Source organism: Clostridium sartagoforme (assembly GCF_004794105.1).
GTDB classification, from domain to species: domain Bacteria; phylum Bacillota; class Clostridia; order Clostridiales; family Clostridiaceae; genus Clostridium; species Clostridium sartagoforme_B.
Map to the genome: position 1 here is coordinate 14,767 of NZ_SRYR01000003.1, position 19,065 is coordinate 33,831.

Below are 19,065 nucleotides of genomic sequence, written 5' to 3' on the forward strand. Positions count from 1 at the left end.
ATTTTGATATATTTGAAATTTTGTTTCACACATTGAAATAAAAAAACATATAAAATAGTATAGAAACCGTTTTGAGCAACATAATTACCTTGAATTGTGAAACGATAAGTCATAAATATATTAAATAATATGAAATATTATTTATTTTATTTTAAAAACCTATTGAAATTATATTTCATACATGTTATTATAATATCGTAGTAAACGATTTACATGCTTGAAAAATTCGGAGGTATTATATGAAGAAAATAGATTTAGAAAAATTAACGACAGAAAGTAGAAATCAAAATACATTAAATATAGATAAGGTTTCTACATTAGAAATGGTAAAAATGATTAATAATGAGGATAAAAAAGTAGCAGAAGCAGTAGAAGCAGAATTACCTAGAATTGCAGAAGCTATAGATGAAATTGCTATAAGAATGAACAAGGGGGGAAGACTAATATACATTGGTGCTGGAACTTCAGGAAGATTAGGTATCTTAGATGCGTCAGAATGTCCACCAACTTATGGTGTTTCAGAAGAGTTAGTACAAGGAGTTATTGCTGGTGGTCATGAGGCAATCTTTAGAGCTAAAGAAGGAGCAGAAGATTCAAAAGAATTAGCTCTTGAAGATTTAAAGAATAAGAAAATAACTGAAAATGATATTATTGTTGGACTAGCAGCTTCAGGAAGAACGCCTTATGTAATAGGTGGATTAGAATATGCAAATGAAGTTGGAGCAATGACTATATCAGTTACTTGTAACGCAGATTCAGAAGTTTCAAAAGCTGCGAAGATTTCAATAGCGCCAGTTGTTGGACCAGAAGTTGTAACAGGATCTACTAGATTAAAATCAGGTACTGCACAAAAATTAGTTTTAAATATGTTATCAACAGGAGCTATGATTAAACTTGGTAAGGTATATGGAAACTTAATGGTTGATGTAAGAGCAACAAATGAAAAGCTTGTTGAAAGAGCAAAGAAAATAGTTTGCGAAGCAACAGGAGTAACTAGGGAAGAAGCAAGAAAGTACTTAGAAGAAACAAACTCTGATGTTAAGCTTTCAATATTTATGATTCTGTCAAAGTTAGAAAAAGAAGAAGCTAGAAAGGTTCTTGAAAAAAACAAGGGCTATATAGCAGAAGCACTTAAAAATATTTAATTAAATTAAATGGAGGAATAAGCTATGACAAATTTAGAAATTGCTAAAAATTTAGTTGAGTTAGTTGGTGGAAAAGATAATATAAAATCTGTTGCTAACTGTATGACTCGTTGTAGAATGGAACTTTTTGATTACTCTAAAGCTGATATTGAAGCTATTAAAAAGTCAGAAGGTGCTTTAGGAGTAGTAAATGCAGATGGACAACTTCAAGTAATATATGGACCAGGAAAAGTAAATAAGGTTACAGCAGAAGTTAGTAAATTAGTTGGTAAAAAAGTACTTATAGGTGAAGATGCTATTAAGGCAACTAAGGAAAAATTAAAAGAAAAAAATGATACTAAATTTAAAAATATATTAAAGAAATTAGGAAATGTATTTATTCCATTAATTCCATTATTCGTTGCATGTGGATTAGTACTTGCAGTAAATAATATTTGTGGAGTTCAATTTGGTGATGCTTACAAAACAACTACAGCAGCACAAATTATCGGTCTTATAGGTAACGGTGTATTTTCAATTCTTTCAATTTTAGTTGGTGTAAATGCAGCTAAAGAGTTTGGTTCTGAAATGCCTATGATGGGTGGGGTTCTTGGTGGAATCTTATCATCAGCAGCATTAGCTAACATTACTATTTTCGGTAAAGCATTAACTCCAGGCCGTGGCGGAATTATTTCAGTTATTTTAGTAGTAGTTTTATCAGTTTATATTGAAAAGGCATGTAGAAAATTCGTGCCAGATGTATTAGATTTATTTGTTACTCCATTAGTAACTTTAACTATATCAGTTTTAGCGGCATTATTCGTACTTCAACCAGTTGGTGGATTTATATCTGACTCAATAGGAACAATTGTAGCTCAAACTATAGCATCAGATAATATGATTGTTTCAGTTCTTTCAGGAGCTGTTTCAGGTGCTTTATTCCTACCATTAGTTATGACTGGAATGCACCAAGCATTAACTCCAATCCATACAGATTTAATTGCTAATGTAGGATTTACAGTATTACTTCCAATACTTGCAACAGCAGGTATGGCTCAAGTAGGAGCAACTATTGCAGTTCTTAGAAGAACTAAGAATGAAAGATTAAAGAAAACAGCTAAGAATGGATTAGTACCAGGATTCTTAGGAATTGGAGAACCTCTAATTTACGGTATAACATTACCACTAGGAAAACCTTTCCTTGGAGCTTGCTTAGGAGCTGGAGTTGGTGGAGCTGTTATGGCATTCTTCAAAGTTGGATCAGTTGCTATTGGAGTATCAGGATTACCACTAGCATTACTAATAGCAGATGGAAAGATGTTCGTATTCTTAATAGGTGTTTTAGCATCATATGTAGCAGGATACTTATTCACTGAATTACTTGGATTCGAAGACCCAGTGGAATAATGAACAATTAAAAATTCCATCCCCTTAAATTGGAGTTTTTATATTAAGGTAAGAAGTGTAGTTGATAGGTAAGCCTAAGTTACTATAGGTAATGGGTAATTACCTATAACTACATTTTGCTTTATAATTAAGAAATGAAAGAATTAATGAAGGAATTAAAAAATTAAACAATGAAAGAATGAAAAAGTGATTGAGGAAATTCAACTTGTTGAATTTCTACCTTCAGTAGTGTGAAGAAGGAACAACTCTATCTTTAGGAAAAAAAATTATATATAAGTAGTTTCGGTGACTTGGAGCTTGCGACGGAACAAAAGATGAGCTATACATAATAGTTAAAAATACAAATTTAAATAAAGGAAATTCAACTTGTTGAATTTTTACCTTCAGTAGTTCGAAGCAGAAACCACTTTGTAATTAGAGAAAAATTATATATAAATGCCTCTGGCGACTTGGAGTTTACGACGGAGCAAAGAGGTATTTATATATAATTTTTAAATAAATAAGGAAGTGATGTTATGAGTTTTGGTTTTTCGGTTTATTTTGGTTTAGATAATACAAAGGAAGAAAATATTCAATTATTAAAGGATGCACATAGATTAGGTTTTACTAGAATTTTTACGTCTTTACATATTCCTGAGGCTAATTATGATGTGCTTAAGGTAGAAGTTAGGGAGTTTTTTGATTTAGCTAAGAATTATGATATGGATATTATAAGTGATATTTCTCCAAATACCTTTAAGTTTTTAGATTTAGAGAATATGGATTTAGAAGGTCTTCATAATATGGGAGTTAAGACAATTAGAATTGACTTTGGTTATACTGAAGAAGAAATTTCTATTATGAGTAAAAATACTTATGGAATAAAGATTCAATTAAATGCTTCTACTATTACAGAAGAGTTTTTTGAAAGATTAGATAGTTTCTCACCTAATTATGAAAATATAGATGCTCTTCATAATTTTTATCCTAGAATAGGCACAGGTATTTCTGAAGAGTGCATGATTGAGAAAAATACTTTATTAAAGAGTAGAGGAATTAAAGCTTGTGCTTTTGTACAATCTAATAATAGAAAAAGAAGTCCTCTTAAGGATGGTCTTCCAACTCTAGAGGATCATAGAGGATTAGAAGTTAGAGAAGCTGCTAATCATTTATTTGCATTAGGAAATGAATCTGTATTTATAGGAGATTCTCTTCCAAGCTTAAAGGAATTAGAAGATTTATCTTCATTAGATCCTAATGTTATTGAGCTTAATATAGAAGCAAAGACAGATGATAAAGTTATATTAAGATTATTAGGAGAAGTGTATTCTGCTAGAACAGATGAAGCTAGAGATGCAATAAGAGCAAGTGAAAGTAGATTAATTTTAAATAGAGATATAATTGAACCTTTCAATGCTATAGATAAGAAAATTGGGGATATTACTATAGATAATAAGGATTATTTAAGATACATGGGAGAACTTCAAATACTAAAAGTTGACGATGTTGCTGATAGTAGAACAAATGTTGTAGCTTCTATTTTACAAAAGGATTTTTATTTATTAAAATATATTAAGGGTGGTAAAAAATTTCACTTTAATATTGCCAAATAAGATAAAGGATGGCGGGGGTATATATGAATGTTTTCCAGTATATTAAGCAAAATTTTGATAGTTTTACTGAAAGTGAAAAGCTTATAGCAGAATACTTATTAAATAATAAGAAAAGCATTATAGGCATGTCAGCTAAAGACATAGGTGATGCTACTAATACTTCTGCTCCAACAGTAGTTAGATTTTCTAAGAAGATAGGCTTTGAATCTTTAAATGAAATGAAGCTTCAGCTATCTGTAAATCTTCAAAGTGATGATGATAGTGAGGATTTTGAATATCTTCATAGTAATTTATCTACAACTAATATAATAAGGGGAGTTAAAAGTTCTATAGATTCTATAATGAATCAAACATTAGGAGTTTTAAAAGAAGAAGAATTAGAAAAAGCAATAGAAGCATTAAATGAAGCTAAGAATATTTATATATATAGCGTTGGTGTTTCTAGTTTAGTTGGGATGGATTTTTACTACAAATTAAGTAGAATTAATAAAAGATGCATAGCCCATAATGATACTCACCTTCAATTAACATCATCAGCTCTTATGGAAAAGGGTGATGTGGCTGTAGCTATTTCATATTCAGGAGAAACAAAGGAAGTTTTAAAGTGCGTTGAAAATGCAAGAATGGAAGGTGTTAAAGTTATTTCTATAACTAAGGCGAGTATAGATAATACTTTAGCAAATTTATCAGACATAGTATTAAGAGTTCCTTTTGTAGAAAAATCTTTAAGAGAAGGAGCTATGAGCTCTAGAATATCTCAGCTAGCAATAATAGATATGCTGTTTTTAGGTATGGCTAGAACAAACTTAAAAGAAGTTGAAGATAAATTAAGGGTAACAAGAAAAGCAGTAGAAGATTTTAAAGTTAAAGATAAGAAATATGATTATATGAAACTATAAAATAATGAAGAGTTCAGAATTAAGGAAAAAACTTCAAATGGAGTTTTAGAGTTAAAGAGTTTTAATGGAGTTGTCTTGTGATAACTCTATTTTACTTTTTATTGAAAGTGTTTTTAATAATTACAGGATAATTGAGAAAAATAAAATTTGAATAGTATTTTATCGTAAGTTAAAAAGTAGCTTTCCAATTAGTGTTGGGGCTACTTTTTTATATTTAAAGAAGGTTATCCATTACGTCCTTCCCCTTCAACCACCGTTTTACTCATTAAAAATCATTGAAATCCAGCTTATATAAATTTCAGAGATTATTGTTGAGCGTGTAGATAGTTTTAATAAATTGCTAGTATATATCATTATTTTAGTACTTTACAGTAAATTTACAGTTAAATTATATTTTAACTCAACACACATAGTAAGCCATGATTCTTGAAATTCAGCTCGCCTGAATTTCTTCCTTTAGTAGGCTGGGATTTTACAAGTTTAAATTAATTAAGGCGTTATTAACATATTGTGCGTAAGACGACTTGGAGCTAGCGACGGAGTCCGAGCATAATATGTTAATAACTCCTGCACAATTTAATACAAATGAGTAATTTTTCATATTTCTGCAAATAATAAGTTTATCCAATGGGTAAAATACTTAAATATAGAAATAATATTGGATAGGAATTATAAATGAGCTAAAGAAAGGGGAGTTATTTGTGAAGGATGAAGCAATAAGAAATGGTAGAAGAACTGTTCTAATAGAGCTAAATGAAGCATTTAAGGGGATTCTTCATAATCATAAATATTTAAATAAATTAGTTAAGCAGGGAGAAGAGGTTATACCATCAGCAGAGTGGCTTCTTGATAATATTTATCTTATAGAAAAAGAATATAAGACAATTAAGAATAACTTACCAGTTAATTATTTTAACAATCTTCCTAGTATTGATTTAGAAGATGTCAAATATCCTAGAATATACTTACTAGCTAAGGAATATATAGAAATAAATTCTAATGTAATTACTTTAGAAGAGGCTATAAAGTTTATTAATAATCAAGAAGAGGATTTTAATATTGGAGAGCTTTGGGCATTTCCACTTATGATTAGGATTTCTTTGATTTTAAACCTTGCAAATATAGTACATAAGATGGTTGTGCTTCAAAAGCAAAGGCTTGGAGCAAAAGATCTTGCTAATTTAGTTATAGATTATTATGAAAAAAATAAGATAGAGGCTCTTTTAAATAAGCTTCAAGAAAAGTATCCATTAAAGAATGAACCTAAATTTGATAATAAATTAGAAGATGAATCTAATGAAAATAGTAGTACTAATTTAGGCTATATGGGTGATGATGAGAGCCTTCATGATGGAATGTTTTCACCTGAGTTTATAGATAGGTTATTTAATATTTTAAGAGATAATTCTGTTGAAGATGAAAGAATTTATAAGTTTGTTTTAGATAGGCTTAGAGGAAAAGAAAATAGTAATTTTGAAAAGGAAATAATAAAAGATCATATTAAAGAAGGGACTATTGCAACTTCTATTGGAGCTAATATTAATTCCTTAAGAGTTATGGACTCAATAAATTGGAAGAAGTTCCATGCAGAAACTTCTGAAGTAGAAAAACTTTTACTTCAAGATCCAGCTGGTGTATATAGTAATATGGATTTTGAAACTAAGGATTATTATAGACATAAGCTTGAGGAATTATCTAGAAAAACTAATGTAGATGAAATTGAAATAGCAAAGACTGCTTTAGAGTTAAGTAGTTTATATATTGAAAATAGAGATTTATATAAAAGGCATATAGGATATTACATAGTAGACTCTGGAATTTATGATGTACTAAAGAGATGTGGACTTTCAAATAATAAGGAAATAAACAAAAACTTAAAGAAGAATTTATCAGAAACATCATATATCTTAGCAATAGTAATGGGAACAGTATTATTAGATTTATTAATTCTTCTTATTACATATTTAGTACCACTAAGTTTTACTACTACTCAATATATACTTGCCTTTATTTTAATGTTAATACCATCAAGTGAAGTTGTTATATCACTATATAATTGGTTTATTGCAAAGGTAACAGAGGTAAGTTTTATTCCTAAGATGGATTATTCAAAGGGAGTACCCTATGAAGATAAAACTATTGTTGTAATACCAGCAATTTTATCTAATCCTAAAGAGGCTGTAACTCTATTAAAGAGGTTAGAAATCTATTATTTAGCAAATAGAGATAAGAATATATTTTTTGCATTACTTGGGGATTTATATGATAGTAAAAACCAAGAAGAAAATGGTGATAAATTAATAAATGATGAGGCGTTAAATGTAGTTAATGAACTTAATCTAAAATATGCTAATGAAGATAATCCTAGATTCTATTTCCTTAATAGACAAAGAATCTATAATCCTAAAGATGAGATATTTATGGGCTATGAGAGAAAAAGAGGAAAACTTATGGAGTTTATGGCTCTTATTAAAGGTGATAAGGAAACTAGCTACAATGTTATTAGCAGCGATATAGAAAATATAAAAGATATAAAGTACATGATAACTTTAGATAGTGATACCTTCTTACCTATTGGTAGTGCTAAAAAATTAATTTCAGCTATGAGCCATGTCTTAAATAGACCAAAAGTTGAAGATGGAAGAGTAGTTAGAGGTTATAGCATAATGCAGCCAAAGGTAAGTGTTAGTTTAGAGGATAAGCATAAAACTTATTTTTCTAGGCTATTTGCTGGAGATGCAGGGGTAGATGCTTACTCAACAGCTTCTTCAGATACATACCAAGATTTATTCTCTGAAGGTATATTTACTGGAAAAGGGATAATTGAAATTAATACTTTTTATAATATTTTAAAGGATGAAATAAAGGAAAATAAGGTTTTATCCCATGACTTAATAGAGGGAGTATTAACTAGATGTGCATTGCTTACAGATGTAGAAGTAGTAGATAGCTATCCTTCAAGCTATCTTTCTAGTGCTTTAAGATTACATAGATGGGTTAGAGGAGATTGGCAAATTGCAAGTTATATATTTTCAGAAAAGCTATCTTTAATATCTAGATGGAAAATACTAGATAACTTAAGAAGAAGCTTACTTGCTCCAAGCTTACTTATAGGATTTATAGTTACTTTAACAGTATTAAAAGGTGCTGTTCAAGTTTCAATACTACTATTCTTAGCTTTAATATTACCTCTAATGTTCACAGTTACAGACTTTGTTGTAACACCTAAGAAAAAGTTAATGGGAACCTTTAAGAATTTAAGGCAAATAATTCTTATATTAAGTTTTATTCCTTATCAGGCTTACTTAATGATAGATGCAATAGTTAGAACTATTTATAGGTTAACTATATCAAAGAAGAAATTACTTCAATGGAGAACAGCTGAAAATGTTGATTCTTCAGTAAAGGATAATTACATATGGTATTACAATAGAATGTGGATATCTGGAGGCTTTGGAATAATTGTTCTATTATTAAGTCTTACAAACTCTTTAGAAGTAATAGTTACAACTATTCCAATAGCAATATTATGGATTTTAGCACCTGTTATTGCTTGTAAGATATCTAGGGAAGAAATAATTGAAAAAGAAGCTTTAGATATAGATGATGGAAAGTTCTTAAGTAAGATAAGCAGAAGGATTTGGGCTTATTACGAGGATTTTGTTAATGCAGAAAATAACTATTTAGCTCCAGATAATTATCAAGAAAAGCCTTATAAAGGAGTGGCACATAGAACGTCTCCTACTAATATTGGCATGGGGTTAATTAGTAATTTAACTGCTTATGATCTTGGATATTTATCTATTGGAGAATTTATATATAGGCTTGAAGTTATTTTAGATGGAATGAAAGGTCTTGAAAAATATAAGGGACATTATTTAAACTGGTACAATACAAAAACAAAAGAAGCTCTATGGCCAAGATATGTATCCACAGTTGACAGTGGAAACTTACTAGGTTATCTGTGGATAATTAAGGAAGAACTGTTGACATTAAGTAAAAAACCTATAATTAGAGATAAGGAAATTCATGGTTTAAGAGATATCTTCTTTATACTTAGGGAAGATTTCAATATGGATTTCTATGATAGTATTCCAGAAGAAATTAATTTAGTTGATTATAGAGAAATACTTAATAGGGAGTATGAAGGAACTAAAGAAAGACTAGAAAAAATTGAAGAAAATAATGAAAGTGAAGATAGATATTGGCTAGAAAAGTTAAAGGAAGAGACAGAAAGAAAAATAGATTTTTATGACTTTATCTTTAATGGAGTAGAAAAATTAGTCTTAGATAAATTAAATGAGGATAAGGATTTTACCTTAGAAGATTTAATAGATAGGTTAGAGGAAATAAGTGTTTCTTCAGGGGAAGAATTTAAAGAAATATTAAATAAGAAGATTTCTAAACTTAAGGAATTTAATGAAAGAATAACTAGTTTATATTTAGAAATATCATCAATTATGGAGGATATGAAGTTTGGTTTCCTATTTAGTAAGGAAAGAGGATTATTTGCTATTGGATATAATGTTGAAGAAGATTCACTTGGGAATTCCTATTATGACTTAATGGCATCTGAAGCAAGGATTGCATCACTTTTATCTATTGCAAGAGGAGAAGTTCCAAAAGAGCACTGGTATAACTTAAGTAGAAATATGACCAAGGCTTTTGGAGAAAAGACATTAGTTTCTTGGAGTGGTACTATGTTTGAATATTTTATGCCTTTCCAAGTATTAAAAGCCTTTGATAATACTATTTGGTCTTTAACTTATTCTTCTGTAGTTAAGGCGCAAAAAACTTATGGTGGCAGAAAAGATACTCCTTGGGGAATTTCAGAATCAGCTTACTATGTTTTTGATATAAATCAAAACTATCAATATAAAGCTTTTGGAGTACCAGGTGTTGGACTAAAGAGAGGATTAGAAGATGAGCTAGTAATATCACCTTATTCATCAATTATGACTATACCTTATGCCATAAAAGATTCTGTAAGTAATTTAAAGAGAATTTACGATAATAAAGCTTATGGAAAATATGGTTTTATAGAAGCAATAGATTACAGTGACTCAGAGCAAGGACCTAAGGAAGTAAGATGCTATATGGTTCACCATTTAGGAATGTCACTTTTAGCCTTAGACAATGCCTTGAATAATAATATTCTTCAAGAAAGATTTCATAATATACCAGAAATTAAGGCTGTTGAAATATTATTAAAGGAAAGAATTCCTGAAAATATTGTATTTGATAGAGATATAGACATTAAGAAAGTTACTAAAAAACCATTAGAAAAAGAGGAATTTGTCCCTAGAATTTTTGGAGATGAGCAAAGAGAAAATCCAGAAGTCTTATTATTATCTAATGGAGTTTACTCAACTATGATAGCTAATAATGGTAGCGGATATTCTAAAAAAGATGATATGACTGTTTACAGATGGAAGGGAGATTCTACAGCGGATTCTAGTGGAATGTTCTTTTATATAAAGAATTTAAATAGTAATGATTTTTGGAGTGCAACCTTTGAACCTTGCAAAGATTATGGTGAGGAGTCAGCTATTGAATTTACATTAGATAAGGCAAGGTTTGAAAGAAAAGATGGAAATATTTCTACTAAATATGAGGTAAGTCTTGCTACTGAAGATAATGTGGAAATAAGAAAAATTACATTAAAAAACAATGGAGAAAAGCAAAGAACTTTAGAAATAACAAGTTACTTAGAAGTGACATTGCAATCTTTTGAGGGAGATGCAGTTCATCCAAGTTTCTCTAATCTTTTTATAAGTACAGAATATGATGAAGAGGCTAAAGCTTTAATTGGAAATAGAAGACCAAGGGCAGCAGGAGCAGTAACTCATTATATCTTCCATAGTATAGCTACTAATAGTGAATTAGATGGAGACTTAACTTATGAAACTTCAAGGCTTAACTTTATTGGTAGAAATCGAAATTTAAAAGATCCAGAAGTTATGGATAATGATGCTCCACTTCAAAATACAGTTGGAACAGTATTAGATCCAATTATGAGTATAAGAAGCAGGGTAACTATTCAGCCTTTAGAAGAAAAAACAATTTACTATTTAACTGGTGTAGCTGAAAGTAAAGAAGAAATTTTAAATCTAACTTATAAATATAAGGAAGTATCAGTAATTGAAAAAACTGAAGATGCTTATAATTACTCTAATCAATTAGAGCTTAAACATATTGGAATAAGATCAGCTCAAGCAAATATTTATCAAAGTTTAGCATCATATATTTTATACCTACATAGTGGTAGGAAAAATAGAGAAGATTTTATTAAAAATATAAGTATGAATCAAGAAAATCTATGGTCTTACGGTATTTCAGGGGATTTACCTATTATACTTTTAGTTATTTATGGTGAAGAAGATATAGACTTATTAAGGCAAGTTATTAATATGCATTACTACTTTAGAAATAAGGGAATTAAGACTGACCTTATTATCTACAATGAGGAAGAAGTATCCTATGAAGAGCCTTTGCAAAAAGATATAATTTCAACAGTTAAAAACTCTCTAGAAAGAGAAAATATAAATAAGGCTGGTGGAATATTTATTCATAATAAGGCTACTATGGATGAAAATATTAGAAACTTTATTATTGGAATTTCAAAGCTTTATATAAATGCTAAGGAAGGTACTTTATCTAAACAGTTAGTTGAAGCAGTTAGCTATGATTATAATAAGAATATTTATAAAGACGATTCTTATACAAATAGAATTAAGGTTAATATAAATGAATCTGACTATATTAGAAATAATGCTAAACATAAGCATGATGGAAATAATTTAGCTGAAGAAAATGTAATCTTAGATGGATTTAATAATCAAAGTAATATTAATAACACTGAGACTAATATTGATGAAGTTTCAATAGATGGAAGTGCAAATGTTTCTGATGAGGATATGAATAATAGTATAATATTAGAAAATGTAGCAAATACAGAAACTTTAGAAGAAAAAGAAGAAAATTTAGATTTCTTTAATGGCTATGGTGGATTTGATAAAAATGATAAGAGTTATGTTATAAAACTTAAAGACTATGAAAATACACCTGCTCCATGGATTAATGTAATTTCAAATAAGGATTTTGGGTTCCATATTTCTGAAGTTGGCTCAAGCTATACTTGGTATGGAAACAGTAGAGAAAATAAGATTACACCTTGGAGTAATGACTGGGTAAGTGATCCTACAGGAGAAGCCTTATATATTAGAGATAATAAATTAGGAGCATACTTTACAATTACTCCAATGCCTATAAGAGATGGTGGAGAATATACTATTAAACATAGTTTTGGTTATTCTACCTTTACTCATAGTGCTTACAATATTAAAGGTGAAATGCAGGTATTTTGTCCAAAAGATGAGAAGGTTAAGTTATGTAAGGTAAAGATTAAAAATCTTTCAGATATGGATAGAGATTTATCCTTATTCTACTATGCTCAATTAGTTCTTGGTGTATATAATTATGGAAGTGCAAAGTATATTACAACTTCAATAAAAGATAATTATATTTATGCAGAAAATCCTTACTCTAAGTACTTTGGAAAACAAAAAGCATACCTTTCTATTATTGATAATAAGGATGGAAATAATAATTCTCAAAGCTTTACTGGAGATAGAAAGAGCTTTGTTGGAGTTGGAAGTGACCTAGGTAAGCCTAAGGCATTATCAATGACTTCTTTAAATAATGTTTCAGGAAGTATTTATGATCCGTGTTTAGCTACTCAATTAAATATTAGCTTAAAGTCTAATGAAGAAAGAGAAATAGTTGTTTTACTAGGAGAAGAAGAGGAAGAATCATTAATTAAGGAAAAGATTAATAATTATAGAAACTTAGATAATGTTTATTCTGCACTTGAAAACGTGAAAGATTATTGGTCAAATTTCCTAGGAAATATACAAGTTAAGACACCAGATGCCTCAATGGATTATCTATTAAATGGATGGCTTATGTATCAAACTCTTAGTTGTAGATATTTATCAAGAACTGCTTTCTATCAAAGTGGTGGAGCATATGGATTTAGAGATCAGCTTCAAGACTCTATGTCTATAGGTATTTTAGATTCATCTATAACTAGGGAGCAAATACTAAGAAGTGCCTCAAGGCAGTACTTAGAAGGAGATGTTCAACATTGGTGGCATCCAGTTATAAATTCAGGAATTAGAACTAGATTTTCTGATGATTTATTATGGCTTCCATATGTGACAGCTGAGTATATTAATTCAACAGGGGACTATAGTATTTTGGAAGAGGAAGCACCTTATTTAGAGGATGAACCTTTAAGAGAAGGTGAAGATGAAAGATATACTATAGTAAATCAATCTAGTAAAAGTGGAAGTATTTATGAGCATTGCTTAAAAGCTATAGATATTGCCTTAAAGTTTGGTAGACACAACATACCTTTAATGGGTAGTGGTGACTGGAATGATGGTATGAGTACAGTTGGAAATAAAGGTGAAGGTGAAAGTATTTGGGTAGGTTGGTTCCTATATAAAATACTTGATAACTTTAAGGAAATCTGTAAGTTTAAAAATGATAATAGCAAAGAAGAAGATTATATAAAGATGCAAGAATTTATAAGGGAAAATCTTGAGAAAAATGCTTGGGATGGAGGATGGTATAGAAGAGCTTACTTCGATAATGGTACACCTTTAGGCTCAAGAGAAAATGATGAATGTAAGATAGATTCCTTAGCACAAAGCTGGTCTATAATTTCTAAGGCTGGAAAAGAAGCTAGAACTATTGAGGCTATGGAAGCAGTAGATAAGTATTTGGTAGATAAAAACCATGGATTAATAAAACTTTTAGCACCACCTTTTGATAAATCATCCCTAGAACCAGGATACATAAAGGGTTATGTAGCTGGAGTTAGAGAAAATGGAGGCCAATATACCCATGCTGCAGTTTGGGTAATCCTTGCATTAACTAAACTAAACTTAGGTGATAAGGCTTGGAAGTATTATAATATGATAAATCCAATCAATCATTCAAATACTGAGCTTGAAGCAAGAAGATATAAGGTTGAGCCTTATGTAATGGCTGCAGATGTATATATTAAAGAACCTCATGGTGGAAGAGGTGGCTGGAGCTGGTATACTGGAGCTTCTGGATGGATGTATAAGGTTGGACTTGAAGACATATTAGGTCTTAAAAAGCTAGGAGATAAAGGATATGAAATTATACCTTGTGTACCTGATTCATGGAAAGAATACGAAATAAAAATAAATAATAAGGATGAAAATTATAACATAAAAATTAAAAGAGCAGAAGGTAATGAGGAAAAGGGAATATTGATTAATGGTAAAAGATCAGAAGATAATATAATACCTAGAAATAAAGGTAACTTAGAAGTAGTAGTATTGATATAGCATTTATATTAGGAATTAGTTTTATAACTTAGCCTTAATATAGAAGTTAGAGTTAGAGATATTATTTAGCCTGCCATTGTAAATTAAAATTTACTTATGTATAATTTTATTAGTGACTATTAGATAAAGTGATTCTTATCTTCAGGTGGAGTTTTCTTAAAAAGTAGAGAACCAAAATATTGTATTTTGTGTAAAGCACTTTCACAGAGTGTAGGAATACTTGTGCTCCATCTGAAGGTTAGAAGAACTAATCCAGGCGAGTAGCAGTGCTTAGCTCCCACTTATAGAAGGTGGGAGTATTAGCAATGGTAGCGATCGGATAAATTATACAGTTTTAGTATAGAGGGGGATGTTTATGGCAGGTTATAAAATGGGCAAAAGTAAAAAAATTGCTCTTATTGCTCATGATAATAGAAAAAAGGCTTTAATTGCTTGGGCAGAAGAAAATAAGGAAGTATTAAAAAATCATAAACTATGTGGAACTGGAACAACAGCTAAGTTAATAAGCGAAAAAACAGGATTACAGGTAGAAGGTTTTAAAAGTGGACCTATGGGTGGTGACCAACAAATTGGTGCAGCAATAGTTGATGGAGATATTGATTTAATGATATTCTTCTGGGATCCATTAACATCACAGCCTCATGATCCAGATGTGAAAGCCTTACTTAGAATAGCTGTTTTATATGATGTAGTAGTTGCAATGAGTAAATCAACAGCAGATTTTATTTTGAACTCTGAAAAATTCAATGAAGAGTATGATAGAAATGTTATAGATTATTATGATAGAATACGTAAGGATAATTTCTAAGAAGGTGTGAGTAAATGAATAAAACTAAAAGGGCTATCTTTGAATCAGCCATACAAGTTTTTTCTAATTGTGGTTATTCAGGTGCTACTATGGATGAAGTAGTTGCGAGAGCTGGAGTTGCAAAGGGCAGTTTATATTATCATTTTAAAAGTAAGGAAGAGCTTTTTATATTTATTATAAAAGAAGGTATGAACCTTATTCATGATGAAGTTGATAAAGCAACTATAGACATTGAGGATCCATATGAAATAATAAAAGAATCAGCAAAGGTTCAGCTTAAATATGTTTACGAGAATAAAGACTTATTTAAGGTTATAATTAGTCAAATTTGGGGAACTGGTGAAAGAAATAATATGCTAAGAGAAGAAATAAAGAGTCTTATAAATCAAAGCTCGAAGAAATTCAAAGCAGTTATGGATGCCGGATATATAGAAGATGAAGACCCAGTTTTACTAAGTTATGGTCTGCTAGGAGTTCTAGTTTCTTCAGCACTATTCGAACTTTTAAGTGATGAAGAATATGATAATGATGAAGTAGTAGAAAAGTTTATGAGATATTTTGAAAGTGGTATTAAGCTTAGAGAAAAAGTCTAGGAATCTATGTTAAGAATAGCTTAATTAATAGTTATTAATTGAAAATGTGAAATTCAGGTGGAAACTCAGCAGTGCTGAGTTTCTTTTTTATATTTCCTTAAATTTTACATTTAAGATGATTTTAAGGAGGGCTTAAGCAAATATTAAGAAGTTATTTATATAATCATATATGTATGTGTAAGGTATTTATAAAACATACTAAAATAGATTTATATATGTATTGATACATAGGGGGATAGTGTATGAATGAGTTAATAAGTTTAATATTAGCATTAGTTTTACTTACAATATTAATAAGTATTGTTATGAGAATTAGTTATAAGGAAGAAGAAAAAATTAGAGTGCAGCATAACATATTTGGATATATGTTTATGATTTATTTAATGATTGCATTAGCAGAAGTTGTTGGTTTCCCATCACTAAGTGAATGGAGAAGACTATCTGTACTTAATGAAGCTATATTTAATCCTAATATAAATTTAATACCTTTTAATGATGGATTTGATATTTCAGGTATATTAAATATAATTTTCTTTATGCCTTTTGGATTTTTATTACCTACTTTATGGAAGAAGTACAGAAGTTTCTTAAGAACATTATCATATGGAATAATATTTTCTTTTATAATAGAAATAGGACAACTTTTTACTAAGAATAGGGCAACTGATATTAATGATTTAATAATGAATACTTTAGGTACAATTCTTGGATGGATTATATTTAACTTTTTAAGAAAAGTATTTAAAAAGTTAACTAGAAAAACAGTTGTAGATACTAAAGCTTTTGAAAGTAAGATTATTAAATTAGAACCATATTTATATGTTTTTATAGCAATAATAAGCGTATTTATAATATAAAGATAAATACCCTTGGGAAGAATCCTAAGGGTATTTATTTTTTTGTTTTGATTAGTTTTTTGTGTGTGATTGTTGGTTTAAAGGAAAACACATAAAAAGATTTAAAAAAATTAAATTTTTAAAATCATTTTGTGTGTTTGAATCGTTATATTATATAGGGGACGCCCTTAGGAGGAATTAAATTGACGCGCGAAAATGAATTATTAAATAGAATAAAAAATGGTGACAGTGATGCATTGAGTGACTTAGTTAAATTTTATTACTCAGATATTTTACGTTATTGTCTCTGGCATGCACAAAGTAGGGAAAGTGCAGAAGATGCTACTCAAGAGACATTTTTGAAAGCAATAAGATACTTTGATTATTATGTTCATAAAGGGCAATTTAAAGCATTTTTATATAAAATTGCAGCTAATACATGTGTGGACATGCATAGGAAAAAGTATATAAAAGATGTTTCTATTGAGAATCAGCAGGAAGAATTTTCGTACATTGAGAAAGGATTTTTAGAAGTAGAGGCTGATATTCAATTGCATCAGATGATAAAAGATTTATCAGATGATTTAAGAGAAATTGTAATACTTAGATTTAGTCAAGGTCTTTCATTACGGGAAATTGCAAGCATTACAGAATTGCCATTACGTACAGTACAGTCCCGCTTACGCCGGACTCTTAAGCAGTTGAAATCAGAATATAAGAAAGGAGGAAATGGAATTGAACACAAAACTTGAAAAGCAATTGAAACAAGCAATGCAGAATCAAGTAAAAATACAAGATGAAACTCATTTACAGAGGGTATTAAAAAACACAAATAGAGAATTTTTAAGAATGCAGGGAGGATGTAGAATTAGTTTCTGGGAATTCTTTATAAGGCAAGTGAAATACCTTTCATATTCTATTTGGTTGGTACAAGGATTAGCTTTATTGATATTGGTAGGCATACTTGGATATGCATATGGAGAGTTATCTCTAGATAATGGATGGCAGATTTCTATATTATTATGTGGTTGTGCAGTTTTAATCATGATGACATCAGTTCCCTTTGTGGAACGATCCTTAAGGTATAGAATGAATGAAATTGAAGCGGCAACAAGATTCTCTACAAGTAGGTTGTTACTGGCAAAACTTTTGATGATTGGAATTGGAGATGGAATTATGATAGTAGGATTACTTTTGATAACTATTTTATATACATCAGTTAGCATTATTAATGCAGTATTGTATTTGTTAATTCCATTTCTTCTGATGAGCAGCGCAGTGCTATATTTAATAGGTCATGTTCCAATGAAAAGATTTAAGCTTCTTTGTATTACCTTAGGAGGATCTATTTTATGTGGAGCAGTTGTAATGTGGAAAGCATGTCCATGGATTTTTAGAGAAATGTTTAATATAGGATGGATTGGAATTTGTGTCATCCTGATTGGAATTTGCATTAGTCAGGTTCATTATATAATGTTACGATCTGCTGTGATAGAGTTGCAGATTGTGTAAATTAGAAAGGGGAAAGATATGGAATTATTTATTAATAATGTATCAAAGCAGTTTAAAGATAAAAATGCTGTGAATGATGTTAGTCTTCATATTACATCAGGTGTATGGGGATTGTTAGGTGCTAATGGTGCAGGTAAAACTACATTGATGAGAATGATTGCTGGAATTATGGAGCCATCTGATGGGAAAATAGAATACGATGGAATTCCTATTACTACATTAAAGGGAAAATACCGTGATATTTTTGGATATCTTCCACAAGAATTTGGGTTCTATCCTGAGTTTACTGTGAAGGACTATCTAGAATATGTTGCTACGTTAAAGGGGTTAACAAAAAAAGATACAAAGAAAAAAATTAATGAGCTTTTAGAAAATTTATCCCTTGAAAATGTTAGAAATAAGAAAATTAATAAATTATCTGGTGGGATGAAGCGACGTGTAGGAATTGCCCAGGCACTTTTAAATGACCCAGAGGTATTGATTTTAGATGAGCCTACTAGTGGGTTAGATCCAGGAGAACGTGTACGTTTCCGTAAGATGATTTCGGAATTTGCAAAAGATAGAATTGTATTGATTTCTACACATATTGTATCGGATATAGAGTATATAGCTACAAAGAATGCCATTATGAAAAATGGACAAATAATTGCAACAGGAACCACAGACGAATTAGTACAAGAAATGAATGGAAAAGTGTGGGAGTGCGAAGTATCTACAGAACAATTACCTGAATATGAGAAGAAATTACAGATTGTAAACTTAAGAAATGAGGATGATGGAAAAGTAACTGTACGATATTTAGCAGAAAAACCTTTTTCATCAGAATCATTCAAAGTGAAACCTCGATTGGAAGACTTATATCTATGGCTTTTCCCACAGGAAACTAATAAGGAGGTGAAATAAATGCGCCT

At 29.9% G+C, this 19,065-nt stretch carries 11 protein-coding genes; all 11 read left to right on the forward strand.

Going from position 1 to position 19,065, the window contains the following annotated elements; genetic code table 11:
* Positions 1-239 precede the first annotated feature (239 nt).
* Complete coding sequence (murQ, locus tag E5347_RS08620) at positions 240-1,145, forward strand: N-acetylmuramic acid 6-phosphate etherase (RefSeq protein ID WP_136006443.1); 906 nt, start codon at positions 240-242, stop codon at positions 1,143-1,145.
* A gap of 24 nt (positions 1,146-1,169) precedes the next feature.
* Positions 1,170-2,531 (forward strand): PTS transporter subunit EIIC, encoded by a 1,362-nt coding sequence (locus E5347_RS08625; protein WP_136006445.1) that lies wholly within the window; start codon positions 1,170-1,172, stop codon positions 2,529-2,531.
* 515 nt (positions 2,532-3,046) lie between these two features.
* Positions 3,047-4,123 carry a DUF871 domain-containing protein gene (locus E5347_RS08630; RefSeq protein ID WP_136006447.1) on the forward strand — a complete coding sequence of 359 codons (1,077 nt, stop codon included), beginning with the start codon at positions 3,047-3,049 and terminating at the stop codon, positions 4,121-4,123.
* Between the two features lie 23 nt (positions 4,124-4,146).
* Positions 4,147-5,022: a MurR/RpiR family transcriptional regulator gene (locus E5347_RS08635; protein WP_136006450.1), complete on the forward strand. Its 876-nt coding sequence runs from the start codon at positions 4,147-4,149 to the stop codon at positions 5,020-5,022.
* Between the two features lie 701 nt (positions 5,023-5,723).
* Entirely contained in the window at positions 5,724-14,405 is an 8,682-nt protein-coding gene (locus E5347_RS08640; RefSeq protein ID WP_136006452.1) for a GH36-type glycosyl hydrolase domain-containing protein, read from the forward strand.
* A 355-nt stretch (positions 14,406-14,760) separates the two neighbouring features.
* The gene (locus E5347_RS08645; protein ID WP_136006454.1) at positions 14,761-15,213 is read left to right on the forward strand and encodes a methylglyoxal synthase; all 453 of its coding nucleotides are present in this window, start codon (positions 14,761-14,763) and stop codon (positions 15,211-15,213) included.
* Positions 15,214-15,227: 14 nt separating this feature from the next.
* Positions 15,228-15,806, forward strand: coding sequence for a TetR/AcrR family transcriptional regulator (locus E5347_RS08650; RefSeq protein WP_136006456.1), 579 nt, complete (start codon positions 15,228-15,230; stop codon positions 15,804-15,806).
* A gap of 242 nt (positions 15,807-16,048) precedes the next feature.
* On the forward strand, positions 16,049-16,663 hold the full coding sequence (locus E5347_RS08655; protein ID WP_136006458.1) for a VanZ family protein: 615 nt from the start codon (positions 16,049-16,051) through the stop codon (positions 16,661-16,663).
* 182 nt (positions 16,664-16,845) lie between these two features.
* A complete protein-coding gene (locus E5347_RS08660; RefSeq protein WP_136006460.1) occupies positions 16,846-17,394 on the forward strand; it encodes an RNA polymerase sigma factor in 549 nt (182 codons plus the stop codon).
* A 193-nt stretch (positions 17,395-17,587) separates the two neighbouring features.
* Complete coding sequence (locus E5347_RS08665) at positions 17,588-18,154, forward strand: hypothetical protein (protein ID WP_136006463.1); 567 nt, start codon at positions 17,588-17,590, stop codon at positions 18,152-18,154.
* An 18-nt stretch (positions 18,155-18,172) separates the two neighbouring features.
* Positions 18,173-19,057 carry an ABC transporter ATP-binding protein gene (locus E5347_RS08670; RefSeq protein WP_136006466.1) on the forward strand — a complete coding sequence of 295 codons (885 nt, stop codon included), beginning with the start codon at positions 18,173-18,175 and terminating at the stop codon, positions 19,055-19,057.
* Positions 19,058-19,065 lie beyond the last annotated feature (8 nt).

Bases quoted from the DNA above. Each gene is read 5' to 3' on its own strand.
- murQ (WP_136006443.1), top strand. From the start codon at position 240: ATGAAGAAAATAGATTTAGAAAAATTAACGACAGAAAGTAGAAATCAA.
- E5347_RS08625 (WP_136006445.1), top strand. From the start codon at position 1,170: ATGACAAATTTAGAAATTGCTAAAAATTTAGTTGAGTTAGTTGGTGGA.
- E5347_RS08630 (WP_136006447.1), top strand. From the start codon at position 3,047: ATGAGTTTTGGTTTTTCGGTTTATTTTGGTTTAGATAATACAAAGGAA.
- E5347_RS08635 (WP_136006450.1), top strand. From the start codon at position 4,147: ATGAATGTTTTCCAGTATATTAAGCAAAATTTTGATAGTTTTACTGAA.
- E5347_RS08645 (WP_136006454.1), top strand. From the start codon at position 14,761: ATGGCAGGTTATAAAATGGGCAAAAGTAAAAAAATTGCTCTTATTGCT.
- E5347_RS08650 (WP_136006456.1), top strand. From the start codon at position 15,228: ATGAATAAAACTAAAAGGGCTATCTTTGAATCAGCCATACAAGTTTTT.
- E5347_RS08655 (WP_136006458.1), top strand. From the start codon at position 16,049: ATGAATGAGTTAATAAGTTTAATATTAGCATTAGTTTTACTTACAATA.
- E5347_RS08670 (WP_136006466.1), top strand. From the start codon at position 18,173: ATGGAATTATTTATTAATAATGTATCAAAGCAGTTTAAAGATAAAAAT.